This is a genomic window from Paenibacillus sp. fava2, from assembly GCF_058313675.1.
On record NZ_CM177755.1, the window covers coordinates 843,321 to 867,724 of the forward strand.

The window sequence follows — 24,404 nt, forward strand, 5'->3', positions numbered from 1 at the left end:
TAAGCAACTTGACCAAACATACCAAGGGCTCTTTTACCCTGCCGGGCGAATCCGGTTATGAGAAGCTGACACTGGAGCTGGCTGAGCGCTGGGGCGCGGATGTGATCCGTGACAGTGACGGCACCAAGCTGTCTGATGAGATTATCAACGCAGGCTACGGCATCTATTCTACAATCTGTATCATCCGTGATCATAATGCATGGGCGGCGCAGAACCAGGACAAGCTGCAGCAGTGCTTCCTGATCACCAATCCGAAGGTTGCCGTACAGGATTACTTGTCTATCTATGTAATGGAGGATTTCTTCGCTGACCAGTTCAGAGTGAATGACTCCAAAGAAGCATTCAAATACTGGCAGGTTACCGACCGGACGACCGGGGAAGAGCTCCCGCGCGAGCAGTGGAACTATGACCGTGAATCGGGAAATGTAGTGCTGACCGGGATTACGCCTTGGCACAAATACACTGTCAGCTTCATGGCTTACCGGATCTGGGAAGAAATCTCCATGTACAACCACACCACGAACAACTGGACCAAAGATCATCTGATGCAGATTGATCCGATGTACACTGAGACTCAGGAGTATATGCTGGACTGGATGGAACAATGGTGCGTGGAGCATAAAGAGACAACGGTAGTCCGCTTTACTTCGCTGTTCTATAACTTCGCCTGGATCTGGGGCAGCAGCGAGCGCAACCGTCACCTGTTCTCCGACTGGGGTTCATATGACTTTACGGTGAGTGCAAGAGCGCTTGATCTGTTTGCCAAAAAATACGGCTATTCCCTGACCGCTGAAGATTTCGTTAACGGCGGCAAATACCGTGTCAGCCACATTCCGGCCGAGCAGCGCAAGCTGGACTGGATGGAGTTTATCAATGATTTTGTCATCGGCTTCGCCAAGCAGCTCATTGATATCGTGCACAGTCACGGCAAGCTGGCCTATGTATTCTACGATGACAGCTGGGTCGGCATGGAGCCTTACAATGACCGGTTCGAGGAGTTTGGCTTCGACGGCATGATCAAATGTGTATTCTCCGGCTATGAAGCTCGGATGTGCTCCGGCGTCAAAGTGGACACGCACGAAATCCGTCTGCATCCTTACCTGTTCCCGGTTGGACTGGGCGGTGCTCCTACCTTCATGGAGGGCGGAGACCCTACCCTGGATGCGAAGAAGTACTGGATCAACATCCGCCGCGCCCTGCTGCGCGAGCCGATTGACCGGATTGGACTGGGCGGCTACCTGCATCTGGTTGAGCCATACCCGGATTTCTGTGATTACATCGAGAAGATTGCCGACGAATTCAGAGAGATTAAAGCGCTGCACAGCCAGGGCAAGCCTTACCAGGTGAAAACCAAGGTAGCGGTACTGCACAGCTGGGGTAAGCTGAGATCCTGGACGCTGTCCGGCCATTTCCACGAAACCTTTATGCATGATCTGATTCATATCAATGAGGCATTGTCCGGTTCGCCGGTGGAAGTGCAGTTCATCGACTTCGAGGACATCCGTCAGGGCGTACTGCAGAACGTTGACGTTGTAATTAATGCCGGTCTGGCCGGCTCCGCCTGGAGCGGCGGCAAGCACTGGAATGACAGCAAAGTAGTAGACCTGCTGACCAAATGGGTATACGAAGGCGGAACATTCATCGGTGTTAATCAGCCATCGGCAGTAGAAGGCTATGATACGTACTTCAGAATGGCCCATGTTCTCGGCCTGGATGAGGATACCGGCGCCAGGGTAGTGCATGGCAGATGGGCGTTTGAAGCCAAAGATGAGCTGGGCCTGCTGCCGGAAGGCGCCAGCATCGAAGCGAAGCAGGGCATCTATCTGACAGATGGAGCGGCTTCGGTCGTACAGCAGTCGGGCGGCAGAATCACGCTGTCCTCGAACGCTTTTGGCAAAGGAAAAGGGATCTACCTGCCTTCCTTCGAGTTCAACCTGGAGAATACGAGACTGCTGCTCAACCTGATCCGTTATGCGGGCGGCGAGCTGAATGACAACAAGTACATCACGGATAACCTCTATACAGAGTGTGCTTACTATCCGGAGAGCAAGATTCTTGTTGTGATCAACAACAGCTCGGAGACGCAGAAGACCTCGGTTGAGACGGAATTCGGCGTGCAGACACTGGAGCTTGCTCCTTACGATACTGTGATTAAGACGATTGGCTAATGGATTTGTTTGGCGAAAAAAGCTCAAGCCTGCGGCGGTCTGCCGGGTGCTTGAGCTTTTTGGTGCGGCCGGTGATTAAGGTAGGCTGCGGGTAAGAGCCGATGGACGAAAAATATGATAGGATAAGAGTACATTATTTTCGCCATGGGGCTAGAAAAGAGAGTAGCATGAGAATCATTATTTCACCTGCCAAGAAGATGAAGATCGACACGGATGTATTTGCGGAGCGGCAGCTGCCGCAATTTATCAGCGAAACAGAAACGCTGCTGGCTGCCCTGCAAAAGCTAAGCTATGAAGAACTAAAAAGCATCTGGAAATGCAATGACGACATTGCCGCGCAGAATGTGGAGCGCATTACCCATATGAATTTGGCGCGGAACCTGACGCCGGCGGTATTCGCCTACGAAGGTCTGCAATACCAGTATATGGCGCCGGGTGTGCTGCAGAGTGAGGAGCTGGAGTATCTGCAGGAGCATCTGCGCATCTTGTCCGGATTCTACGGGATGCTCCGGCCGTTCGACGGAGTTGTTCCTTACCGGCTGGAGATGCAGGCCAAGCTGGCCGGACCCGGCTTCAGCTCACTGTACAAGTTCTGGAACCGGAAGCTGGCGGATCAGCTGTTTGCCGAAACCGGCTGCATCGTGAACCTGGCCTCCAAGGAGTACAGCAAATGTATCTCTCCGTACTTGGGCGAGAACGTTCGTATGGTCACGTGCGTGTTCGGGCAAGAGGTCAAAGGGAAAGTTACCGAAAAAGCCACCTTCGCCAAAATGGCCCGGGGCGAAATGGTCCGCTTCATGGCCGAGCGGCAAATTAGCCGCGTGGAGGAGATCAAGGAGTATAAGGGGCTGAACTTCGCTTACTCGGAGGAGCTGTCTGATGAGGGGACTTATGTGTTTTTGCAGGGGTAGTGGAAGAATAATGCCATAAGTGATAGTACGGGGCAGGATGACCCCACGCCCCTTATTTATTTTTTTCGGAGTCCCCGGCGTACATTATCATATGCTGCAGGTCGATAATCATATTGCAGCCTTTAAGAATATCCAAACCAATGAGACCGTTAATATAGTTAATGTTTTCATGAAAAATGCCAAAATCAATAGGAATATTTTTCAAGAATAAATCGCCTATTTTAATTTGATCAACATGTTTTTGAAAAGTGTATTCATCCCCGCCAATGCCAAAGTTACGTATAAGCTTACTTACAAAGGATGATGTCTTAGCTCAATGGCTATTTTCTCTTGTCCGGTATGATATACAATATTATTATTTTTACAGCTAAGTAGTAACCTGGTAGCTTCATTAGGATCTTCTATTGCCCGTACCAAAGCAACGTCGTCTACAAATTGAATGTTATCTTTAGTATGAGAATCTAATATTTCAAGTAAGACATATTGATTAGGATATATTGTACGCACTTCTTGCCACTGCATCGGTATCACGCTCCAATATAAGGTCTTAATACATATTATTATACTCTATTTAAACATCTATGCCTGTGGAGGAATTACCAAAGCTCTTGTGGAAATATTAGGATAATACATTGATGTACTTGATCTCCTATACTCTATTCTTCACGGAGGACCACAATGGACAGAGCTGCCCGTTTCAAGAAGTCCATCTCTTACATAGAAGAACATCTGCACGGCGAGATTAGCCTTGAGCTGGCGGCACAGGCCGGATACACCTCCCTGATGCAGCTATACCGGGACTGCTACACCTACACCGGGCATTCGGTAAAGGAATACATCCGCAAACGCCGGCTGTCGGTTGCTCTTGCCCGGATCAGAGCGGCAGAGCTGCCGCTGGCTGAGATTGCCTATGCTTGCGGCTACAGCTCCCAGCAGGCTCTATGCAAATATGTGAAATCCGCCACAGCTATGACTCCGCTGGAATACCAGAAGAATGATGCCTGCTACTACTTCCCCGCATATGACAGCCAGCCTGTAAGGCAGGTAACGGTTACTACGGACACTATCCCCAAGACACTGCAGACCGCTTTTTATTACCCTGAACCAGACGGCATTGAACACCGGGCATTGCAAGCGCTGAGCGCTCTTTTGCCGGGATATAAAGGAAGAATCTTTGGCAGGGGCGGGCAGCCGCGCAGCGGGGAGTTCTGTTATAAGCTCGCTGTAGAATATGACTATGAGTTAATGGACAGCTTTGCCGGAAGTGTTTTTCAGGAAGCTGTTATGCAGCCGGAGGTCACCCGAACCTTTGCCAAAACAACAGTTGCCCATAAGGAGGCTGAGATTACTGAGGCCTGGAACTATCTTTACGGGGATTGGCTGAGATTGAGTATGTTCAAGCAGGCTGAGGACGGCTATTTCGAGGAGTATATTTGCAAGGGAAGCGCAGTGAACAAGCTGGTTTTGTACCTGCCGGTGGTCAAGCGGCCGGATTATAGCCGTATCCGCGTAGCGTATTGTGATGACCGTTTGTTCCTGACGGCAAGCCGCTCAGGAGAGGACGCCGAGGAACAGGCGGCGGCAGCAGTAATCTCATACTTATCCTTGCATAATCCCGGTGCGATAAAAGAAGACGGGGAATTCTACGTGTCTCAGATTGGTCCGGGTTGTACGTGTGGCGTGAGGGTGGAATCAGCTCCGGTACTGCCGGCAGATTGCGGACTTGAGCTTTTGCAGCCTGCCGCAGGCCATTATGCCGTTTTGGAGAGCAGCTGCTGCAGTGACGGCAGGGTGTTCGGGGAATGGCTGGACAGCTGGATCAGAGAAAATGGATGGAATAGGGGGAAGGGGCCCGCTTTTACTACATATGAGATTAACGGCAGTCATGACCCGGAGAGAATTCAGATGAGGGTATGGATCAGGCTGGAAAATGTTAAAAACCGATAATACCACAGGCCTGAATGTATATAAAGTTGAGATATGAAAGGAGCTGGACTGCAAATGAGCTTGAGGAAAAAGGACCTGCCGGAGCAGGCTTCGGAAGGTTACAGCCCCCGGGTAAAGCCGGCAATCCTGAGAATGGTGGAGGAGATGAGCCAGATGGAGCTTCCAAATGAAGTGTTCGTAGAGCAGGTTACTGAATTATGTACGATTGTGGATCGGCCGGAGAAGAAAATTGTCGGGATCGCGCTGCCGGTGACGTTTGAAAGCCGGGGATACGGGGGATTTTATGGATTCGAGCATGCCGGATGTATTTTGAATGACTACTTTTATACAAAAAAGCTGATCGCAGAAGGCGATATGGCTCTGCTCTCCGGCATCATCAGCAGCAGACTCAAGGGCGGAGCAGAGGTTGTTACCGTGCGGACTGAGGTTAAGGGTGACGGTAACTACAAGGTGATTGTGGGCTATGAGGTGGACAGTCTGGAGGGCCTGCCCGATTATTTGCCGGAATATACGGAGACGCTTACAGTACCGGCCTGCCGGTATGCCAAGGTGCTGATTAATGAGAACAGGCGGGAAGGACAGCCGGGTTACGGGGAGCGTATGCATGCGGATGAGTATTTTGTGAATGATTTCCGCAAGGATACCAGCTATGTGTATAATCCAACCGGCATCGGGTTCAATACATATGACGGCACGGGAGAGATTCTTACCAAATATGAACCGGTTATGACGGCACAGACGGTAGCTGAACGCTACGCCTCCCTGCGCTTTAAGGCCGTTACTCTGCCCGAGATGAAGATCGCCTGCAGCATGACCTTGCCGGACAGTGAGGAGTTTGTGATTACGAAGTATTTTGGCGTGCAGGATCAGGTGTTTGCCACGGAAGCCGCAAAATATTATCTGCATGATTACTACGGGTTTCCGGTGGACAACGGTCAGGAGGGGCAATACAATTCCTGCTTCGGCACAAGGGTCAGCTCGTTCACCGGACTTCCGGATTGCGTAGAACAGCTGACGCTGCCGGGCGGCCTCTATCTGCACATTAGCCAGCTTGAGGTGAACGGCGATAATCCCGGTATTCCTTATGATGCAGCGTTCAATCATCTCGAGGAGCTGTATCTGTCTGAGCACCCCGAGTACCAGCGCGACTGGAGCAGGCAGGTCATCGCCCGGTTCCGGCAGGCTAATGCGGCTTCGGTGTTTGTTCCGATGACGATGTAATGTGAAGGATGAAAGATTAGGCCCTTCCCGCCGGGAAGGGTTTTTTCGGCTGAGGGGGAATTTGTATGTATGGTGTAGTATGGTATTGTTGAGCTGTATACTTGGCCATGATCGGAGAATTTTTGCGTAAGGTTATCGTGTGCGTGCAGATTTTAATAATGGAGGCGGATTTAACATTTCTACTACTGTCTATGTGCATGTCCGGCACTGGCTGTTTTGGTACGGAGTATATGGGTTTTGTAATAAAAGTGCTAACGATGAGATCACTATCTATGCAGATAAAGAAAAGAGTAAGCGTCTGGGGTATTATGACCTTATGGCAGAGCCTTGTCTCAATTATACTTTAAAGCATGAACGGGATTGGGTTGGCGATGAGGAGTTCTATGAGGAAGTTGAAGCCTTTTTACAGGGAGATCAGGATGTAGCCTATAGTTATAGTTATCCATATTATGAAGAGGATTTTTCCCGTCAGGTTCGTCACTTCGCACCTGTAAATGCTAAAGGGCATAAGCCTGTTTACATTATGATGTTCTCGAAGCTGGCAGCAGCCTGGGATATGCATGAGATTGAACGGGCGGTGAAGACCCTTGCTGATGATTTTTTGCGTATGGAGGTTGAAAAAGTAGAGTTTCTGGAGATGCCGACGTACGAGGAGACTAAGGTGTCTTATGAGCGTGATTATGCGCCTTATGCAGGCTGAGGGAGAATGAATCATGACTTATGAAGTACTTGTGGCAGTTCCTATTGTATTTGCTCTAGTTATATTAATCTGGTGTACAACTGTAATCTTACGGAGAAAAGCATTCCGGAAAACAATGGGTGATCAGCTGCTGATCGTCAGAGATGCAAAATTTACTTTTGACGTCATTTTTGGAGTAGTATTTTTAGCTGTCGGAGGGTATCAAGTGATCCGCTTCTATGGAGCAGAGGGCGGCATAGAGCTGATGTTTCTATTTTGGCCGATGTATTTAATCCTTTTGTCACCTGTTTATTTTGTAAGAGCGTTTAGTAAAATTGAGGTTTATGAACAAGGCATCCTAACAAGAGACAGCATGTGGAAATGGGAGCAGACAGAGAAGGTTTTTATAAAAGAAGAGGGCAATTCTGTAACAGTCAGGTTTAAACTAAAACGAGATCGGCTTAATAGCAAGAAGATCACCATAAATAAAAACGAGAAAGAGAATGTAATAACGGTGCTTAGTGATGTTTTTAAATTGTGAAGAAGATACCTCAAGGAGGATAAACAGCTATGGCGAAACAGCGCAAGATAGAAGAAGTGTTGAAGGAATTGTCCAAAGAAGAATTAATTGCAATTATTGCTGAGGCTGCCGGGCAGGATGAGGTGTTTAAGAATACACTCCTGTTAAAATATGGTTCAGAGGATCAGCCGCGCCTGCTGAAAACCTTCCAAAATCTGTTAAAAACGATCGTTAAGCAGTACACAGGAAGGGAGGGCTTCATTCCTTACCGGCAAACAAGAAGCTTCGCAGCAGACCTGATGGCTTTGCTGGAGAGTAAGAGCAGTGTAAGCGATGATAAGCTGAAGCTGGAAATGGACTTAATGGTGCTGGAAGAGGGAGTGGAGGCATTTCAGTATGCTGATGACTCGGACGGCGAGATCGGGGGACTGGTAGATGAGGTTTTGGATCAGATCGACGGGCTTGCTGAAAGTCAGCAGACGGCAGATGAGTCGGTGCGGGAGCATTTTTTAACACGCCTGATCAAAATGAGCCAAAATGCTGTGTTCGACGGTTGGGATGATTATCCGGTTACTCTGCTGCGGATATGTACTGTATTTGCTGATGAGAAGAATCTCAGAGAACAATTGCTGGCAGCTATCGGAGCGCAGCTTGCAGCCAATGCCGGTAAGGAGTATGTTGAGTATTCAAATGAGGCGTTGCAAGGAATTCAGTTTGAGCTTATCGAAAAATTTAGCTCCGCAGAAGAAGCGGATAAATTTATGCAGGAACATCTTCATCTGAAATCATTTAGAAAATTGGCTATACAGAAAAGCATGGAGGCTGGCGACTACCGGCGGGTAATTCAGTTGGCAGAGCAGGGGGAACGGGGAGGCAGAGCCGACTTTAAAAAAGCGAAATACGAAGCGTATAAGGCGCTGTCGCTGAAGGAAGAGCAGAAGCTGCTGGCTAAGGAGCTTTTGCTGGATGGGGACTATGAATATTACGCTGAGCTTGAAGCATTGTCTGAAGGGGATAAGGAGGAGTTTTACCGTGGCATTCTTGCAGAACTCAAACAATCGGATACATGGTCTGCCCATGCGCTCTATACGAAGCTGATCTCAGATAAAAATGACCTTGCAGAGATGCTGGCTTATGTAAAAGCTAATCACAGTGCGGTTGAGGAGTATGCTGCCCGGTTGTCAGCAGCCTACAAAACGGAAGTGGAAGAAGTATACCTCCAGTATATTTACGACACCGCCGCTGCCGCTTCAAACAGGAAAAAGTATTGGAATGTCTGTCAAATGCTTAAACGCTACGGAAAGCTGGCTGGCAAGTCCAGTCAGAACGCCATTATTCAGGAGCTGAATGAGAAATATTATAACCGGCCGGCTTTGTTGGACGAGCTGTCTAAGCTTTGATTGAGGGGGCGAATTAGCGCCCCTCCTGTCATTCTGCCGATTGCTCTGTCATCAGCCCCCAGCGGAAGCCGAACTTGTCAACCACTGTAGCCATACAGGAGCTGTACGTTGTGCTGCGCAACGGGTGAATGATGCTGCCGCTTTCTTTTAACGTTTCGTAAGCCTGTTTCACCTGATCGTCAGTTTCAAAGGTAATGGTCAGAAAAAGAGCGGTGTTTCCGGGCACCCCGGGTCCAATCTCATCCGCCAGCATGATGCGCTGTCTGCCGATAAAAGCCTCTGCATGATACACGTAACTCCGCTGCTCAGAAGTTAAGCTGAAATTCCAGTCCTGCGGATCTGCGTCTGCATAATACAGGAGGAAATTCATTTGCAGACCAAACGCTTGTTGATATAAACCGATTGCTTCTTCACATTGTCCGTAAAAATGCAGAGTGGGCGTAACAAGCATGAGTATCAGCTCCTTTTATAGTTCAATAAGAAGTGCTCCCTGTTAAGATACCTCTGGCAACAGCGTTCAACAACATAAGGAATGGTTCGGATAAGCCTTCATTCTCTAGCGCTCACAGCACTATCCGTACTATTTTTCAATATTCTACCATATCGCATGTGGGGAATATGCTTACTATAATGAACAAACTGTGGAGGGAGACGGCATGAGTGTGTGGAGAAGGAAGGGCTTAGAGCTGTTCTATGATTTTAGACATACGTTTACCGGTAAAGATGACACGATATACATCTTGATGGTCCAGCTGCGAAGTCGGGTAGAGGATGCCCATCTAAAAAAGGATACCGACGAGCTGGACAAGATTTACGGATATGTGGAGTGGTGCTTCAATCGGCGGAAACGCTGCTTTGACCTCTACAACGCAGCGGCGGTGGGGTTCTATGAGCATTTGGTGGAAGAGGAGAATACCAGGCTTGCGGTTCCTTACAGGGTATCGCCTGATATTTTTGGGCAGGTTCAGCCGCTATTTGAGTGGATGCTGGAGCGTGAGGTAGAGAAGTATAAAGAACTGGTACTAGAGTACAACAGGGTGAATCATACGGAGTTTGAGTGTTAGTTGTGGGGGAGTGTGAGGCGGTCTGCTGGAGTGAGGAAAAAAGAGGGAGGCCCATTATTTACGCGCAACGGGTGCGAAACGGCAGAATCAAAGGCAAAAATGCCTCCGATTCCGCCCGCATGAGGCGAAACGGCGGAATCAAGGGCAAAAATGCCTCTGATTCCGCCCGCATGAGGCGAAACGGCGGAATCAAGGGCAAAAATGCCTCCGATTCCGCCCGCATGAGGCGAAACGGCGGAATCAAGGGCAAAAATGCCTCTGATTCCGCCCGCATGAGGCGAAACGGCAGAATCAAGGGCAAAAATGCCTCCGATTCCGCCCACATGAGGCGAAACGGCGGAATCAAGGGCAAAAGTACCTCTGATTCCGCCCGCATGAGGCGAAATGGCAGAATCAAAGGGAACATTCCTCAAATCCCGCTCACTAACGCGCCAAGTCCGTACGCATATTCGCATCTAATGCGCCAGTCCGCACGTAAGCCCGTAGCTAACGCGCCAAGTCCGTACGCATACCCCCAGCTAACGCGCCAGTCCGTCTGCGTATCCGCTTCGGTCGCTAACGAGTCTGCTTCGCAGCACTCGCTCATCCGCTATTCCACGCTCACTCCGCCGGAACGTGCTTTTTCCACTTCCGGATCTTTGCCCGGAAGGTTTTGAAAGGGGCGGCCGAGTTGATGTGAATCCAGCGGGCCATCGGCCAGTTGTCCTTGCTGCCTGTCCACGCGCGAATCCCCTGAGTAAACAACGCCTCCTCCGACAAGCCGCCTATCCAGGCCAGCCACTCCTGCTCCGTCTGACGGAGCAGCTCCCGGAGTTCTGTGAGCGTGTAGCCCTCGTACTGTTGATAGAAGGACTGGTACAATCCGCCCAGCTGGTTCCATTTATAGTCCGCAGACGGCATAGGGACACTCTGGCCTGCAAGCTCCGCTTTATCCCAGCCCATAACGAGATGCAGCCAGCCGAGTTGATAGGCGATGATTTCGCCCGGTGTTTTGTCTACTTCAGGTATCCGCAAGTTCCTGCAACGATCGTCGATTCCTGTAAACTCGGCATCAAACAATATGTAGTTAGTATGGATCGTGTCCAGCAACTCCTGCTTGGAGCTATATTCATAACTTGCCATGTTATCCATATCCCTCCCGGTATTCTTAACTCCGTTATACCATAGAACCGTGACACCAGTATGTCCGGTTTAGCTCAATTAATAGCATTAATAAGGTTCCTCGCCAACCCTGCATCTCGCCCCCTTGCCCCCGCCACGCCCGTCACTCTGCCCCATGCGACTCCCGCCACACCCGCCACTCCCGTCCCTCCGCCACGCCCGTCACTCTGCCCCATGCGACTCCCGTCCCTCCGCCCCCCTCGTCACTCCCGCCATCCACCACCTCACTAATCAGTCCGGCCATCCCCGTTTGTTTATGTTCAGTTAATCCGGCTGGGGTATGGTATAGATATTATTTTTTGCGGGGGAGAGGCTTATGGGCATAAAGAACCGGCTGTTGAATGCTACTGTGAACTCCATTAAGTTTAAGCTGGTGCTGGCAATTGTGATTGTACAGGTGCTAAGCACCAACATCGGGCAGGCTGTAAATTACGTGCTGGACAGAAGCGGTGATGTGATTGAGATTGTCGGAGGGGATTCCAAATACATTGAGGGAAACGTCGGATTCCTGGTCTCTTCAGGCCTCAGCATTCTGATCTCTGTCTTCATTATTGTTTTTGTGTACGATAAGCTGGTCCTGAAGCGGCTGAAAAAGGTACTGGGGTACACCGAGCAGCTGGGGGAAGGCGTTCTGTCGGGGGAGCTGAAGTTTGGCGGCAATGATGAGATCAGCAGACTCGGCCATTCACTCGATAAAAGCGCTGCCCATATCAAATCCCTGGTCTCCGGAATTGCAGATATTTCGGGCAACATCAACACGGCCAGCTATGAGCTAATGGAATCGGCCCGTAATTCTTCGGCCAGCATGAACACCATACATACAACTTCATCAATCCTCGCGGATGATGCTACAAGTCTGCTGCACTCCACCCGGGAAGCAAACAGCTCCTTCGAGCAGATCCATGAGCAGAACCGGTTGCTGCTGGTAAATGCCGGGTCAGCCTTGAGCTCAGCGGATGACATGGAAAACCGTGCTGTACAGATGAGCCGGCAGGTAAAGGCTTCCCTCGAGCAGGCCGACCGGACCTACAGGGAAAAGCAGGACAATATTCTAAAAGCCATCGCAGCCGGCGCAATTGTTGAGGAAATCAGTGTCATCTCCCACAGCGTAAAGGCAATATCGTCACAGACCCATCTGCTGGCCCTGAATGCATCGATTGAAGCTGCCAGAGCGGGTGAGCAGGGCAGAGGGTTTGAGGTGGTAGCGGGAGAGGTGAAGAAGCTGGCCGATCAGTCGGCTCAGGCCATTTCGGGAATCGAGGAGCTTGTGGCACAGGTAAAAGAGGTATTCGATCATCTGTCGCGCAGCTCGCAGGATGTGCTGGAGTATATTGACCATAATGTAAAAGCGGACTATGAGCTTCTGCTCCAGACCGGCCGCCAATATGAGTCGGACGCGGCGCTGATCCACCGGATTTCGACGGAAGTGAACGGCGCAGCCGGCCTAATGAATGCTTCCATCAAGGAGATCAGTAAGGTGATAGATACGGTTGTAGATACCTCAGGGAACGCCTCAGCGTATACGGCCGAGATTAATGCCAGCCTGACCGATATTAGCGCGGTGATGAATGAGGCGGCAGTATCCATGGAGCAGCAGTCTGCGCTGGCATCCCGGTTAATCGAGTCAGTAAAAAGATTCACCTTTTAATAGACAATAAGCAACCAGTCCCGGACACCTTCAAGAGATGCCTTTCTGCCGCTGTGCAGAGCAACTTTTGGAGGTGTTTTTGTCTGGCCGGAGCCTGCCGGATTAAGCCCGCGATCCCCGCAGCTTCATTTTCATCTAACGTTCAGTTTCAGTGTTTATAATGCGCTTATCACTACTCCGCAAGAGGAGGTTCTCATGGTCAAGGGTATTCACAAAGCACTTTATATCATCCTTAGCTTGTTCATCGGCCTGTTCATTGCTTCCTCATTTTTTATCAGGGCAAAGTACAGTTATTTCGTATACGGAGACACACCGGTACTGGAAAAGCAGCAGCTCGGCCTGTTCATTCTGGTCATTGCGCTGGTGCTGGCCTTAAGTGCCGTGCTCTATACAATAAGCCTGAAGCTCAACCGGTTCAGCAGACGGATCGTTATTCCCGCCGTTCTCGCGTTCTCCTTTGCCATTCAGCTGGCCATTATCTTCCTGTTCCCCCGTCTGCCGACGGATGATTCCGAGACGGTGCTTAATCTGGCGCTCGATATGCTCTACCGCAGCGATTATTCGTCCTTTGAGACAGCCGGGTATCTGCATATGTTTCCGTTTAACTTCTCAACGGTCCTTTACTTAAAGACGCTGCTGTACCTTTTCCCGGATAATTACCTGACGATTAAAATATTCAATATCCTGTTCACGCTATTAACGACGTTAATGATTCACCTGCTGTATAAGGAGCTCAATGAGAAGTCCCGGGAGCATGACTACGGGGTTCTGATATTAGCGGCAACCTATTTGCCGGCCTTATTTATGAGTAATTTTATTTATAATGATGTGATTTCTACTGCTTTTTTGACGGGCGCATTATATTTTGCCGTGAAATTTATGAAAAGAAAAGCACTAAAGGACATTCTGTTTGCAGCTATCCTGCTGGCCATCGGGAACTACTTCCGTAGCATCGGTGTTATTGTGCTGATTGCGGTGCTGCTTAGCCTGCTGCTGGGAATCCGTAAGTTGGGTGTGCGGAAGACACTGGCGGCGTTATTCATTACGGGTGCGCTTTTTAATGTGCCGGGCTGGACCCAGAATGCGGCGCTTCAGGCAGCGGGTGTAGTGGACGAATCCGTCAATGCCAATTCCGCACCGGTCTATATGTGGCTGAACATGGGCTTCAATCTGGAGACGTTCGGCTTCTGGGACAACCGGGAGAGCTATACGATCTACCAGCAGGATGCTGATTACAATAAGGCGGCAAGTACGGAGCTGTTTAAAGAGGAGATTAATAATAAGCTGGCGGACGCAAGCACGGGCGATCTGGTGAACATGTATTATAAAAAGCTCATCTGGACCTGGACGGAAGGCACATACCAGATGGAGCGCTACGGACTCGGCAATGACAGCTCTTCAGGTGACAGAGGCAGGATGGTTGGCATGGTCATGGACCGCTATAGCTACACTAACGCTGCTACTGATCTTTTTAAAGGAGATTCCGGCTACCGGAGCGGATTGCTGTGGATGATGTATGTCCTGAACCTGCTGATGTATGGAGGTATCCTGGTCCGGCTGATCGGCAGCATCAGGGCTAAACGTTACGGGGAGACTCCGCTGGTGCTGATTATACTGGGGTTTATCGGATTTTATCTGCTGTGGGAGATTAAGGCACGGTATATTTTCCCGGTGTATCCGCTGTTGATCGTATTCTCGTACATGGGCTTTAAAGATGTGTATGATTACTTTGCCGGAAGGAGGAGATGAAGAATGCGGACCAGACGATCTGCCGCCCTGATCATAGCTGTACTTATCTGCTCTATGGTGCTGACTTCATGCGATGCCATTACGGCCCAGACAATCTCCAGTGACGGCAGCGGCTCAGGCTCGCGGATGAACGGGGGCCCAGGCTTTGGCGGCGGCCGCGGCACGGATGGCGGGTTCCCCGGGATGAACGGCGGGATGAGACGCAGCGGTGGACAGGGCACAGACAGAAGCGGCGGGCAAGGCGGACAGAATTAAGCAATCCGCACCAGGAGTGCCGGATTTCCCCCGCAACACACAAATTGAACATGCAGGTTCAATTTGTACATCAACCCTGCGCAAGGATCATGCTATCATTGGTAATGTACAAAAAGCGTAACCGTACAAAAAGAACAATGAGGCAGGGGATCAGTATTGGCTTGGATGCGGGGAAAATTTACGCGGAGTGTAGCTTACCGGCTGTTTGTTTCGTATGCTGTGATTCTATGTATACCGGTCATACTCAGTTTGATCATATACGGCCAGACCCGGGAGATCGTCAAGCGTGAGATCGTGCTGGCCAGCGGCGCGATGCTGCAGCAGGTCAGGTACATCGTGGACGGCGAGCTGCTGCAGACGGAGAGCCTGGCGGCCCAGCTGGCCATCCATTCGGATGTGCGCAAATTAATTTCATCCAAAACGGAAAGCGCTTACGGCGTATATGAGATGAAGCAGGAGCTGAACAAGCTGCTGTCGGCGAATGATTTTATACAGGGGATTTATCTGTACTCGAAGCCGCTGCAGACGGTGCTCTCAAGCGAGACCTATGTGAAGGAGCAGGACTTCTATGAAATGAAGCTGCAGACGGATACGTTCAGCTACGACAGCTGGCAAAAGCTGATCAACGGAGAGCAGACGCGCGGATATGTGATGCTTCCTGTGGAGAATCAGGGAAATGTCGTCTACACTCCGGCTTATGTCCGCTCGCTGGCGAAGCAGGGGAGCTCGGAGACCTCGGGGACGCTCATTATTGCGCTCAACGCTGAGAAAATCATGACCATGCTGGGCAATATCGACTGGGTAGACCGCGGCCAGGTGTTCATTATGGATACGAACAATCAGGTGCTGATCCAGAATGCCGGCGGAAATACAGTGGCTCCTCCGCTGTACCGGGAGTGGAATGACCGCGGGACAGGGACGTTTACGGGCTCCTTTCAGGAAGTGGAATCGATGATTACCATTGAATCCTCAGATACAACGGGCTGGAAGTATATCAGTGTGTTTCCGACAAAAGTATTCTGGGAGCGCGTCGGCACCATCCGTAACCTGAATCTGCTCGGGCTGCTGCTGTGCTTTGTGATCGGTGGAGCGGTAATCACTTATTTTGCCCGGAAAAATTATGACCCGATCAGGCAGCTGGTAAGTGTATTTGCCCGCAATACGATGCCGCGCAGCGGAGCGTATCTGGATGAGTATACCTTTATCCGCAGCAGCGTGCTGGAGACGATCCGCGAGCGCGATGATATGAACAACAAGCAGGCCCAGCAGCTGCGGGTGCTGAAGGATTATTATCTGGTCAAGCTGCTGAAAGGGCAGACGGACCGCAATGTTCCGCTTACGGAGCTGGCGAAGGCTTATCATTTGCCGTGGACGGGGGATGCTTTTGCCGTAATGCTGTTTTATATTGAGAGTAGTGAGAACGGAGTAACCGATCTGGCCTTATCGCAGTTCATTGTCTCGAATATCGCTCAGGATACGGCGGGTGAGGGAGTGATGCTCCATTTTACAGATGTGGACGGAATGCTTGCTGCGGTAGTAAATGTACATCCCGAATTCACAGAGCAATGGAAGGATCAGTTAGAGCAGGATCTGGCGCAGGCTGGCAAGTTCATTCTTGAACGGTACAAGCTCCGGTTCACGGCAGTAGGCAGTAATCTGCAGAGCGGGCTGGACGGGATTCATCAGGCTTTTGTGCAGGCGCTGGAGGCGCAGGAGCACCGGATTATGCTCGGGGAGCGGGCGCTGATCTGGTATGGGGACATCAAGCCCGGCGAGAGCAGCTATTTCTTCACCGTGAACGACCAGATGATCCTGATCAACTTCCTGAAGGCGGAGGAATTCGGCAAGGCGCAGCAGATGATCAGCAATGTGATCGGGCAGGCTTTTCAGTGCGAGGCTTCCCATGAGATGGCCAAGTGCGTGCTGCTGGACCTGGCGACGACCATGATCAAAACCATTCCCGACTCGGAGCAGGCCGGTATCGCCTGGGAGGAATGGCGTCCGCTTAAGCGGCTCTTATCGTGCTCCACCAAGGCGGAGTTTGAGCAGGAGCTGATGGATATTTTCGGGCGGGTGTGCGGGCTGCTCAAGAGTAAGCAGAATAGCCAGGCCAGCACCGGCATCAGCGAGAAGATTATTGATTATGTACAGAAGAATTATAACGACAAGAACCTCAGCGTCGCCCTGATCGGGGATGAATTCCGGTTGACCCCGCAGTACGTATCCCGCCTGTTCCGGGAGCAGACAGGAGAGATGGGGCTGCACGATTATATCAACCATACCCGGGTGGAAGCAGCCAAGTCACTGCTTATAGAGGGAGTAAGCATTGACGAGACGGCGGCCCGCGTCGGCTTCGCCAGCAGCCATGCGCTGATCCGGGTGTTCAAGAAATACGAAGGCATCACCCCCGGCAAGTACAGAACGATTCAGGAGCAGGCGTAAACTTTTTTATATAGAAGAAAGATGGTCTCCGAGGTAGCCGGGGGCCATCTTTTTTTGCGCTATTACAAGCCAAATTCGCCAAATCATCCATCATATTCAAAATATCAACGTCCAAATCGCGGGTTTCGTACATCATTTTCTTTATTGAACATTGATGCACAGGCGGAGGGCGGGGTACAGTCGGGATGTAAACGGATTCATGTTGGACTGGATGAATTTCTATTAAGGAAGTGATCGCATAATGGCAGCTCAGCCGCAAATCAGTGGGGCAGCCCGCAAGCAGCTTAAGACGAAGGACCAGGTACCGCTCTGGAAGCATGTTAAGCAGGAATGGAAGCTCTATTCGTTCCTGGTCATTCCCGTACTTTATTTCCTGATATTCAAGTACGCTCCGATGCTGGGGAATATTATCGCCTTCCGCAAGTACAGGGGCGGGCCGAATATTTTCGGGACGGAATGGGTCGGCTTTACTTACTTTGAAATGTTCATGAAGGACCCCACCTTCTGGCGGGCATTCTTCAACGATCTGACGCTGAGTGTGAGTTATCTGGTTGTGAAATTCCCGCTCACCCTGCTGTTTGCACTTCTGCTCAACGAAATCCGCAGGCTCAAATGGAAAAAATTCGTCCAGACCGTCTCCTATCTGCCCCATTTTATCTCAATGGTTATTGTGGCGGGGATGATTAAGGAAATTCTTTCTTTAACCGGTCCGGTCAACAGCCTGCTGGCCACACTTGGACTTGAGAAAATCGCCTTCATCTCGCTGCCGGAATGGTTCACACCGATCTATGTTACGTCCGGGGTATGGCAGGGGCTGGGCTGGGGAACGATCCTTTATCTTGCGGCAATGACCAGCATTGATCCGGCACTCTATGAGGCAGCCAAAATGGACGGGGCCAACCGGATGCGTCTCGCCAGGCATGTTACGATTCCCGGCATTCTGCCGACGGTCATGGTGCTCCTGATTCTGGACATCGGCAGCATTCTGAGCTCTAATTTTGAAAAAATCCTGCTTCTCTACAATCCGCTCACCTATGAATCGGCAGATGTCGTCTCCACTTATGTGTACCGGATGGGGATTACCGGCGGTAACTTCAGCTATGCGACTGCGGTGGGGCTGTTCGAAGGCATTATCGGGCTGATTCTGGTGACGACGGCCAATGCTGTATCCAAGCGGACTACAAAATCAAGCTTATGGTAGAAAGGAGCAGAGAACATGAAGAGCAGCAGAGCCTTCAGCCTGTTTAACATCATTAACAGTATTTTTATGATTCTGATTGTACTGTTCACCCTGTATCCGTTCGTCTATCTCGTGGCCCAGTCCTTCAGCTCAGAGGCGGCTATTTATGCAGGTTCGGTTTCGATTTTTCCGGTGGAATTTACGACGAAGACGTATCAGGTCATTCTTAGCAAGCCGGACTTTTTCTTATATTACTGGAACACGATTGTGTATTCCGTTGTCGGGACTTTTATAGCTGTAGCTGCAACCGCTGTCATGTCATATCCGCTCTCCAAGGAGAGGCTGCGGCTGAATAAGTTTTTTATTCCGTTCGTGCTGTTTACGATGTATTTCGGCGGCGGACTGATTCCCAACTACATTCTGGTAGCTAAAACACTAGGGCTGCGGGATACCATCTGGGCGATTGTTATTCCGGGGGCAATCAGCGCGTTCAATGTCATTCTGATGAAGACGTTTTTTGCCGGTCTGCCGGGTGAGCTGGAGGAGGCGGGGCGTGTGGACGGGCTGGGGGTATTCGGGATTTTTACACGGATTATTCTGCCTCTGTCGAAGCCGATTCTCGTCACCATTATGCTGTTCGTGATGGTCGGGATGTGGAATAACTGGTTCGGTCCTTCCCTGTATCTGCAGTCGAAGGAGAAATGGCCGGTCGCGCTATATCTGAAGCAAATTATTGATAACGCGATCAGTCCGACGGAAATCGGGGCTACCTCCGACCAGACGAGCCAGATTGCCGCAAGTGTCAAATCAACAGCCATGGTGCTTACGTCACTGCCGATTATCTGTATCTATCCTTTTGTCCAAAAATATTTCGTACAGGGCATGATGATCGGGGCCGTCAAAGGGTAACGGTATAACCGGAAGCGCCTGCCGCGCTCCGTTCTATACAAAGCTTGAACCATAAAGGGGAGGCAAAATATGAAATTCACAAAATCAGTTGGCATGGGTATGATGGCGCTGCTGCTTGTTGTTTCAACAGCCTGTTCATCCGGTAACAACGGAGCAGCGAACACAGACAAGCCGGAAGCAACAAAAGCGGCGAATGCAGGGGCTTCAAATGCGGAAGCAGGCGCTGCGGAGGATTATACTTTTGGCGAGGGACAGACGTTTCATTCCAATGAGCCGGTCAGCTACTCCATGATGTACAGCGACCATGAGAACTATCCGTATAAAGCGGACTGGAGACTGTGGAGCGCCATTCAGGAGAAGACCAATGTAACCTTCGATCTGTCCATTACGGCCAGAACCGAATATGAGAATCAGAAATCCCTGCTGGTCAACAGCGGTGACGCTCCTTATATCATTCCGAAGACGTATGATGAATCCGCGTTTGTGGCATCCGGCCAGATCGTTCCGGTCAGCGACTGGGTCCAGTACATGCCGAACTACTCCAAGGCGGTCAAGGACTGGGGCATGGAAGAGGACCTGAAGATGAAGCTGCGGGACGACGGCAAGTACTATCTGCTTCCGGGCATGTGGGAGATTGCGGGCGGCGGCTACTCGTACATTATCCGTAAGGATATTTTTGAGGCGGCCGGAGTGGATGTAGAGGGTGAACAGGGTAACTGGACCTATGATGAATTTGCTGCAGCTCTGAAAAAGGTAAAAGATTTCACCGGCTCCCCATACGTTATCTCTGACCAGTTCAAGGGTGAATCTGCACTGAATATCGCAGCTGTACAGTATGGTGTGACCGCCGGCTGGGGGATTTCCAACGGGCTGACGTTTGACCAGGATAAACAGCAGTTCGCTTTTGCCGATAACTCCGATGACTTCAAGAGCTTTGTGGGCTATTTCAATAAGCTCGTCACTGACGGCATCCTGGACCCGGAAACGTTCACCCAGGAGGACGATGCGGCGCAGGCGAAGTTCTTCAAGGGCGATACCTACGCGATTAGCGGCGTGTACCAAGTACTGGCTGACTTTAAGAGCAAGATGCAGGACCCGAACGCCGAACTGTATATGATTACCCAGCCGGGCGGGCCGAAAGGCAAGCTGCAGATCGAGAACTCGCGGCTGGAGAACGGCATTATGATCAGCCAGAATGCGCTGGATGATCTGGGTGAAGAGGAGTTCATCAAAATGCTCCGCTTTATCGACTGGTTCTGGTACTCTAACGAAGGGCAGATGCTGAGCCTGTGGGGTGTGGAAGGCGAGACGTATACGCTTGATGCAGACGGCAATGTGGTGCTGAACCCGGATATTTACTATAACGGGATGAATGAAGGGGCTCCTAAGCAGCTGAACGTTGATTACGGCTTCGCCGGAGGGATGTTCGCTTACGGCGGCTCGGAGAAGCTCCGCTTGTCCAAAATGACCGAAGGCGAGCGCGACTTCATGACCCGTATCCAGGAAACGCGCGAGACACGTAAGCTGATTCCGCCAATCATGGCGACAGCCGAGGAGAGCGAGCAGATGAAGCTGATCTCCACTCCGCTTATGGATTACGTCAAGACAATGACGCTCAAATTCGTCACCGGCCAGGAGAGCCTCGACAACTTTGATAGCTACAAAGCCCAGGTAGAGGCTAACGGCAGCACGCGTTACACGGAGATGGCGAACGAGATTTTTGCGAAGACCAAGAGTTTGCTGGGGTACTAAATTGTTGAGATACTAGAGTTGTTAGGATACTAATAGTTGTGAAAAGTCAGGCGCCGCTTCCCCTTGGGGAGGTGGCGTTTGGCTTTTTTTGGCGGGGTTTTGGGAGTAGAGGGAGAGTAAAAAAGATGGGAGGGAAAGGAGGAATAAAGGAATGGTTAAAAGGGGAGGGGATCGCGTGGTGGGCGACGAGTTGTGCGTAGTGAGGATAGTGGGAGTAACAAGAGTAATAAGAGAAGTGGGCGCGGATGATTAAATGTGCGAAATGAGAGGGAAAAGTGCCTTTGATTTCGGCGTAGGCGGCCGAATGTGCGAAATGAGAGGCAAAAATGCCTTTGATTTCGGCGCAGGCGGGAGAATGTGCAAAATGAGAGGCAAAAGTGCCTTTGATTTGGGCGCGGATGGCTAAATGCGTGCAATGAGAGGCAAAAATGCCTTTGATTTCGGCGCGGATGGCTAAATGTGCGAAATGAGAGGCAAAAATGCCTTTGATTTCGGCGCAGGTGGCTGAATGTGCGAAAGGAGAGGCAAAAGTGCCTTTGATTTGGGCGTAGGTGGCTGAATGTGCGAAAGGAGAGGCAAAAATGCCTTTGATTTCGGCGTAGGCGGACGAATGTGCGAAATGAGAGGCAAAAGTGCCTTTGATTTGGGCGTAGGCGGCTAAATGTGCGAAATGAGAGGCAAAAGTGCCTTTGATTTCGGCGTAGGTGGCTGAATGCGTGTAATGAGAGGCAAAAGTGCCTTTGATTTCGGTGTGTGCGGCTAAATGTGCGAAATGAGAGGCAAAAATGCCTTTGATTTGGGCGTTGGCGGCTAAATGTGCGAAACGAGAGGCAAAAATGCCTTTGATTTGGGCGCGGATGGCCGAAATGTGCGAAATGAGAGGCAAAAGTGCCTTTGATTTCGGCGTAGGCGGGAGAATGTGCGAAATGAGAGGCAAAAGTGCCTTTGATTTGGGCGCTGGCGGCTAAATGTGCGAAATGAGAGGTAAAAATGCCTTTGATTTGGGCGCAGGTGGCTAAATGTGTGAAATGAGAGGCAAAAGTGCCTTTGATTTCGGTGTGTGCGGCTAAATGTGCGAAATGAGAGGCAAAAGTGCCTTTGATTTGGGCGTAGGCGGGGGAATGTGGGTAGCGTCAAGAAGTTTGTGTAAGAGAGTAGAAAGTAACTTCTCGGGTGTCCGTTAGTGAGTGCAAGTGTTCTTTGGGGCGGGGGAACCCCGCCCCAAAGAACAAGGGGAATTGGACTACTTCTCTTGCCCTTCCCGCACCGGGTATCGCACTTCAAACATCTCGTTCAGTTTCTTCTTTACCTCCAGATCACCGAAGCCGCGAATGACCCGTTCGGCAAAACGTTCATTGTAGTCTATTACATCCAGGTAGACAATTTTCTCTGCCGCATCCATATTGGTGAGACTGTTCATCGGCTTCAGGCGTTTTCGGATTTCCTTGTTCATTCGTTCAATTGGATTGGACGTGTAGATGGCTTCTTTTATGAGCGCGGGATACTTATAAAAGGTCAACAGCGTGGGCAACTGTTCTTCCCAAGACCGCATTTCTTTCGGGTAGAGCTTGCCCCATTTGGCCTTCACCGTGTCAAACGCAGCCCGGGCCAGATCGTGGTCTGCAGCCGTGTAGATCGTCTTCAGATCTTCAATGACTTCCGTTTTGTGCTGAACCCGAATTTTCGGAAAGGTCGAACGCACTTTGTGGACGATACAATGCTGCACATCCGCCTTCGGATAGGTTTCACGGAACGCTGCACCCAGTCCCGGCAGTCCATCAAACACACCCAGCAAGACTTCCTGGACACCACGGTCGTAGAGGTCTTTGAGCACCTCGCGCCAGCCGTTTGCGCTCTCTTGGCCGCCTACGTAAAAGCCAAGGATCTGGCGGTGACCGTCTTCGTCGATCCCCATGGCGAAATAAACGACTTCTCCGCTCACGGTGCTGCGCTTGAGCTTCACATATAAGCCGTCCAGGTAGATGACGGAGTAGCGTTTGTTTAACGGGCGTTTCTGCCACTGATGAATGTCGTCAAGTACCGTAGCTGTAATGTTGCTAACGGTCGTGGGAGAGTAGTGGCTGCCGAACATACTTTCAATGAACCGGGCCACATCTCGCGTTCCCATGCCACTTTTGTACATCTGGATGACAGCTTCCTCAAGCCATCCATCCCGTCTTTGGTAGGGCTCAAATAATTGCGTTTGGAACAGACCCTGACGGTCGCGGGGGACCTCTAACTCCTCCACATTGCCGTACTTGGTGTGCAGGTTTCGTGTGTAGTATCCGTTGCGACTGTTGTGGTTCCCGGCTTCCTCACTGGTCATGAATTGCTGGATTTCCGCCTTCATAATGGACTCCAGATTGTCTTTTACAAATTGGGTGACAAGATTTTCAAATAGATTATTTAACATGTTTTCGGGTAGAATAGTCATCGAGTAGGGTCCCTTCTTGGTGGTGTCGTAATCCCGAGAATACCCTACTTTTTTGTTGCCTGACTAGGCTCCAAATCCTGGTACACAACTTACTTTACGCCATCGGAATGTGCGAAATGAGAGGCAAAAATGCCTTTGATTTGGGCGTAGGCGGGGGAATGTGCGAAATGAGAGGCAAAAATGCCTTTGATTTCGGCGCAGGTGGCTGAATGTGCCAAATGAGAGGCAAAAATGCCTTTGATTTCGGCGCGGATGGCCGAATGTGCGAAATGAGAGGCAAAAGTGCCTTTGATTTGGGCGTAGGCGGGGAAATGTGCGAAATGAGAGGCAAAAGTGCCTTTGATTTGGGCGCTGGCGGCTAAATGTGCGAAATGAGAGGCAAAAGTGCCTTTGATTTGGGCGCAGGTGGCTGAATGCGTGTAATGAGAGGCAAAAATGCCTTTGATTTGGGCGCAGGTGGCTGAATGTGCGAAAGGAGAGGCAAAAGTGCCTTTGATTTGGGCGTAGGCGGCTAAATGTGCGAAATGAGAGGCAAAAATGCCTTTGATTTCGGCGTAGGCGGCCGAATGTGCGAAAGGAGAGGCAAAAATGCCTTTGAATTGGGGTAAGTTGGCCGAATATGCGAAATGAGAGGCAAAAGTGCCTTTGATTTCGGCGCAGGTGGCTGAATGTGCGAAAGGAGAGGCAAAAGTGCCTTTGATTTCGGCGTAGGCGGGAGAATGTGCGAAATGAGAGGCAAAAATGCCTTTGAATTGGGCGTAGGCGGCTAAATGTGCGAAATGAGAGGCAAAAGTACCTTTGATTTGGGCGAAGTTGGCCGAATGTGCGAAAGGAGAGGCAAAAATGCCTTTGATTTCGGCGCAGGTGGCTGAATGTGCGAAAGGAGAGGCAAAAGTGCCTTTGATTTGGGCGTAGGTGGGCGCTTGCGAGCCGCGAACCCGGCTCAGTTCGTCCAATCCCATCA

The 24,404-nt window shown here is 50.6% G+C and carries 23 protein-coding genes; 15 read left to right on the plus strand and 8 right to left on the minus strand.

The window, feature by feature from the left end; translation table 11 throughout:
• The first annotated feature begins 8 nt into the window (after positions 1 to 8).
• Both gnpA and yaaA read left to right on the plus strand, forming a co-directional pair.
• Complete coding sequence (gene gnpA, locus AC4G46_RS03775; protein ID WP_491126758.1) at positions 9 to 2,168, plus strand: 1,3-beta-galactosyl-N-acetylhexosamine phosphorylase; 2,160 nt, start codon at positions 9 to 11, stop codon at positions 2,166 to 2,168.
• A gap of 167 nt (positions 2,169 to 2,335) precedes the next feature.
• A complete protein-coding gene (gene yaaA / locus AC4G46_RS03780; RefSeq protein WP_491126759.1) occupies positions 2,336 to 3,079 on the plus strand; it encodes a peroxide stress protein YaaA in 744 nt (247 codons plus the stop codon).
• Between the two features lie 291 nt (positions 3,080 to 3,370).
• Here yaaA and AC4G46_RS03785 read toward each other — a convergent pair whose 3' ends face one another.
• On the minus strand, positions 3,371 to 3,601 hold the full coding sequence (locus AC4G46_RS03785; protein ID WP_491126760.1) for a hypothetical protein: 231 nt from the start codon (positions 3,599 to 3,601) through the stop codon (positions 3,371 to 3,373).
• Positions 3,602 to 3,757: 156 nt separating this feature from the next.
• Here AC4G46_RS03785 and AC4G46_RS03790 point away from each other — a divergent pair, with 156 nt between their 5' ends.
• The 5 genes from AC4G46_RS03790 to AC4G46_RS03810 all read left to right on the plus strand — a co-directional run bounded on the left by AC4G46_RS03790 (position 3,758) and on the right by AC4G46_RS03810 (position 8,846).
• Positions 3,758 to 5,026: a helix-turn-helix domain-containing protein gene (locus tag AC4G46_RS03790; RefSeq protein WP_491126761.1), complete on the plus strand. Its 1,269-nt coding sequence runs from the start codon at positions 3,758 to 3,760 to the stop codon at positions 5,024 to 5,026.
• 54 nt (positions 5,027 to 5,080) lie between these two features.
• The gene (locus tag AC4G46_RS03795) at positions 5,081 to 6,247 is read left to right on the plus strand and encodes a hypothetical protein (protein WP_491126762.1); all 1,167 of its coding nucleotides are present in this window, start codon (positions 5,081 to 5,083) and stop codon (positions 6,245 to 6,247) included.
• A gap of 139 nt (positions 6,248 to 6,386) precedes the next feature.
• Complete coding sequence (locus tag AC4G46_RS03800) at positions 6,387 to 6,947, plus strand: hypothetical protein (protein ID WP_491126763.1); 561 nt, start codon at positions 6,387 to 6,389, stop codon at positions 6,945 to 6,947.
• A gap of 13 nt (positions 6,948 to 6,960) precedes the next feature.
• Positions 6,961 to 7,467: a hypothetical protein gene (locus tag AC4G46_RS03805; RefSeq protein ID WP_491126764.1), complete on the plus strand. Its 507-nt coding sequence runs from the start codon at positions 6,961 to 6,963 to the stop codon at positions 7,465 to 7,467.
• Between the two features lie 29 nt (positions 7,468 to 7,496).
• A complete protein-coding gene (locus AC4G46_RS03810; RefSeq protein WP_491126765.1) occupies positions 7,497 to 8,846 on the plus strand; it encodes a hypothetical protein in 1,350 nt (449 codons plus the stop codon).
• A gap of 28 nt (positions 8,847 to 8,874) precedes the next feature.
• Here AC4G46_RS03810 and AC4G46_RS03815 read toward each other — a convergent pair whose 3' ends face one another.
• Entirely contained in the window at positions 8,875 to 9,297 is a 423-nt protein-coding gene (locus tag AC4G46_RS03815; RefSeq protein ID WP_491126766.1) for a VOC family protein, read from the minus strand.
• A gap of 205 nt (positions 9,298 to 9,502) precedes the next feature.
• On the opposite strand from AC4G46_RS03815, the gene AC4G46_RS03820 reads away from it, so the two are divergent.
• A complete protein-coding gene (locus AC4G46_RS03820) occupies positions 9,503 to 9,910 on the plus strand; it encodes a DUF7674 family protein (protein WP_491126767.1) in 408 nt (135 codons plus the stop codon).
• On the opposite strand, the gene AC4G46_RS03825 is transcribed toward AC4G46_RS03820, so the two are convergent.
• The 3 genes from AC4G46_RS03825 to AC4G46_RS03835 all read right to left on the minus strand — a co-directional run bounded on the left by AC4G46_RS03825 (position 9,907) and on the right by AC4G46_RS03835 (position 11,315).
• The gene (locus AC4G46_RS03825) at positions 9,907 to 10,323 is read right to left on the minus strand and encodes a hypothetical protein (protein WP_491126768.1); all 417 of its coding nucleotides are present in this window, start codon (positions 10,321 to 10,323) and stop codon (positions 9,907 to 9,909) included. The two genes, AC4G46_RS03820 and AC4G46_RS03825, sit on opposite strands and share 4 nt — an antisense overlap.
• A 187-nt stretch (positions 10,324 to 10,510) precedes the next feature.
• Complete coding sequence (locus tag AC4G46_RS03830; RefSeq protein ID WP_491126769.1) at positions 10,511 to 11,032, minus strand: ClbS/DfsB family four-helix bundle protein; 522 nt, start codon at positions 11,030 to 11,032, stop codon at positions 10,511 to 10,513.
• A gap of 142 nt (positions 11,033 to 11,174) precedes the next feature.
• The gene (locus AC4G46_RS03835) at positions 11,175 to 11,315 is read right to left on the minus strand and encodes a hypothetical protein (RefSeq protein ID WP_491126770.1); all 141 of its coding nucleotides are present in this window, start codon (positions 11,313 to 11,315) and stop codon (positions 11,175 to 11,177) included.
• 72 nt (positions 11,316 to 11,387) lie between these two features.
• Here AC4G46_RS03835 and AC4G46_RS03840 point away from each other — a divergent pair, with 72 nt between their 5' ends.
• The 7 genes from AC4G46_RS03840 to AC4G46_RS03870 all read left to right on the plus strand — a co-directional run bounded on the left by AC4G46_RS03840 (position 11,388) and on the right by AC4G46_RS03870 (position 21,006).
• Positions 11,388 to 12,719, plus strand: a complete 1,332-nt coding sequence (locus tag AC4G46_RS03840; protein ID WP_491126771.1) for a methyl-accepting chemotaxis protein — start codon at positions 11,388 to 11,390, stop codon at positions 12,717 to 12,719.
• A 195-nt stretch (positions 12,720 to 12,914) separates the two neighbouring features.
• Complete coding sequence (locus tag AC4G46_RS03845; protein WP_491126772.1) at positions 12,915 to 14,468, plus strand: glycosyltransferase family 39 protein; 1,554 nt, start codon at positions 12,915 to 12,917, stop codon at positions 14,466 to 14,468.
• A gap of 3 nt (positions 14,469 to 14,471) precedes the next feature.
• Positions 14,472 to 14,723: a hypothetical protein gene (locus AC4G46_RS03850; RefSeq protein ID WP_491126773.1), complete on the plus strand. Its 252-nt coding sequence runs from the start codon at positions 14,472 to 14,474 to the stop codon at positions 14,721 to 14,723.
• A 165-nt stretch (positions 14,724 to 14,888) separates the two neighbouring features.
• Positions 14,889 to 17,165: an AraC family transcriptional regulator gene (locus tag AC4G46_RS03855; protein WP_491128781.1), complete on the plus strand. Its 2,277-nt coding sequence runs from the start codon at positions 14,889 to 14,891 to the stop codon at positions 17,163 to 17,165.
• A 241-nt stretch (positions 17,166 to 17,406) separates the two neighbouring features.
• The gene (locus tag AC4G46_RS03860; RefSeq protein ID WP_491126774.1) at positions 17,407 to 18,366 is read left to right on the plus strand and encodes an ABC transporter permease; all 960 of its coding nucleotides are present in this window, start codon (positions 17,407 to 17,409) and stop codon (positions 18,364 to 18,366) included.
• A 15-nt stretch (positions 18,367 to 18,381) separates the two neighbouring features.
• The gene (locus AC4G46_RS03865; protein ID WP_491126775.1) at positions 18,382 to 19,254 is read left to right on the plus strand and encodes a carbohydrate ABC transporter permease; all 873 of its coding nucleotides are present in this window, start codon (positions 18,382 to 18,384) and stop codon (positions 19,252 to 19,254) included.
• Between the two features lie 69 nt (positions 19,255 to 19,323).
• A complete protein-coding gene (locus AC4G46_RS03870) occupies positions 19,324 to 21,006 on the plus strand; it encodes an ABC transporter substrate-binding protein (RefSeq protein ID WP_491126776.1) in 1,683 nt (560 codons plus the stop codon).
• A 46-nt stretch (positions 21,007 to 21,052) separates the two neighbouring features.
• On the opposite strand, the gene AC4G46_RS03875 is transcribed toward AC4G46_RS03870, so the two are convergent.
• From AC4G46_RS03875 to AC4G46_RS03885, 3 genes are all read right to left on the minus strand, one after another.
• A complete protein-coding gene (locus AC4G46_RS03875) occupies positions 21,053 to 21,892 on the minus strand; it encodes a hypothetical protein (RefSeq protein WP_491126777.1) in 840 nt (279 codons plus the stop codon).
• A gap of 357 nt (positions 21,893 to 22,249) precedes the next feature.
• Positions 22,250 to 23,440: an IS256 family transposase gene (locus AC4G46_RS03880; protein WP_491125291.1), complete on the minus strand. Its 1,191-nt coding sequence runs from the start codon at positions 23,438 to 23,440 to the stop codon at positions 22,250 to 22,252.
• An 89-nt stretch (positions 23,441 to 23,529) separates the two neighbouring features.
• The gene (locus AC4G46_RS03885) at positions 23,530 to 24,402 is read right to left on the minus strand and encodes a hypothetical protein (protein WP_491126778.1); all 873 of its coding nucleotides are present in this window, start codon (positions 24,400 to 24,402) and stop codon (positions 23,530 to 23,532) included.
• Positions 24,403 to 24,404 lie beyond the last annotated feature (2 nt).

What these genes read in the sequence shown, in the direction of transcription:
- yaaA (WP_491126759.1), top strand. Translation starts at nt 2,336, where the DNA reads ATGAGAATCATTATTTCACCTGCCAAGAAGATGAAGATCGACACGGAT.
- AC4G46_RS03785 (WP_491126760.1), bottom strand. Translation starts at nt 3,601, where the DNA reads ATGCAGTGGCAAGAAGTGCGTACAATATATCCTAATCAATATGTCTTA.
- AC4G46_RS03790 (WP_491126761.1), top strand. Translation starts at nt 3,758, where the DNA reads ATGGACAGAGCTGCCCGTTTCAAGAAGTCCATCTCTTACATAGAAGAA.
- AC4G46_RS03795 (WP_491126762.1), top strand. Translation starts at nt 5,081, where the DNA reads ATGAGCTTGAGGAAAAAGGACCTGCCGGAGCAGGCTTCGGAAGGTTAC.
- AC4G46_RS03805 (WP_491126764.1), top strand. Translation starts at nt 6,961, where the DNA reads ATGACTTATGAAGTACTTGTGGCAGTTCCTATTGTATTTGCTCTAGTT.
- AC4G46_RS03810 (WP_491126765.1), top strand. Translation starts at nt 7,497, where the DNA reads ATGGCGAAACAGCGCAAGATAGAAGAAGTGTTGAAGGAATTGTCCAAA.
- AC4G46_RS03815 (WP_491126766.1), bottom strand. Translation starts at nt 9,297, where the DNA reads ATGCTTGTTACGCCCACTCTGCATTTTTACGGACAATGTGAAGAAGCA.
- AC4G46_RS03820 (WP_491126767.1), top strand. Translation starts at nt 9,503, where the DNA reads ATGAGTGTGTGGAGAAGGAAGGGCTTAGAGCTGTTCTATGATTTTAGA.
- AC4G46_RS03830 (WP_491126769.1), bottom strand. Translation starts at nt 11,032, where the DNA reads ATGGCAAGTTATGAATATAGCTCCAAGCAGGAGTTGCTGGACACGATC.
- AC4G46_RS03835 (WP_491126770.1), bottom strand. Translation starts at nt 11,315, where the DNA reads ATGGCCGGACTGATTAGTGAGGTGGTGGATGGCGGGAGTGACGAGGGG.
- AC4G46_RS03840 (WP_491126771.1), top strand. Translation starts at nt 11,388, where the DNA reads ATGGGCATAAAGAACCGGCTGTTGAATGCTACTGTGAACTCCATTAAG.
- AC4G46_RS03845 (WP_491126772.1), top strand. Translation starts at nt 12,915, where the DNA reads ATGGTCAAGGGTATTCACAAAGCACTTTATATCATCCTTAGCTTGTTC.
- AC4G46_RS03850 (WP_491126773.1), top strand. Translation starts at nt 14,472, where the DNA reads ATGCGGACCAGACGATCTGCCGCCCTGATCATAGCTGTACTTATCTGC.
- AC4G46_RS03855 (WP_491128781.1), top strand. Translation starts at nt 14,889, where the DNA reads ATGCGGGGAAAATTTACGCGGAGTGTAGCTTACCGGCTGTTTGTTTCG.
- AC4G46_RS03860 (WP_491126774.1), top strand. Translation starts at nt 17,407, where the DNA reads ATGGCAGCTCAGCCGCAAATCAGTGGGGCAGCCCGCAAGCAGCTTAAG.
- AC4G46_RS03865 (WP_491126775.1), top strand. Translation starts at nt 18,382, where the DNA reads ATGAAGAGCAGCAGAGCCTTCAGCCTGTTTAACATCATTAACAGTATT.
- AC4G46_RS03870 (WP_491126776.1), top strand. Translation starts at nt 19,324, where the DNA reads ATGAAATTCACAAAATCAGTTGGCATGGGTATGATGGCGCTGCTGCTT.
- AC4G46_RS03880 (WP_491125291.1), bottom strand. Translation starts at nt 23,440, where the DNA reads ATGACTATTCTACCCGAAAACATGTTAAATAATCTATTTGAAAATCTT.
- AC4G46_RS03885 (WP_491126778.1), bottom strand. Translation starts at nt 24,402, where the DNA reads ATGGGATTGGACGAACTGAGCCGGGTTCGCGGCTCGCAAGCGCCCACC.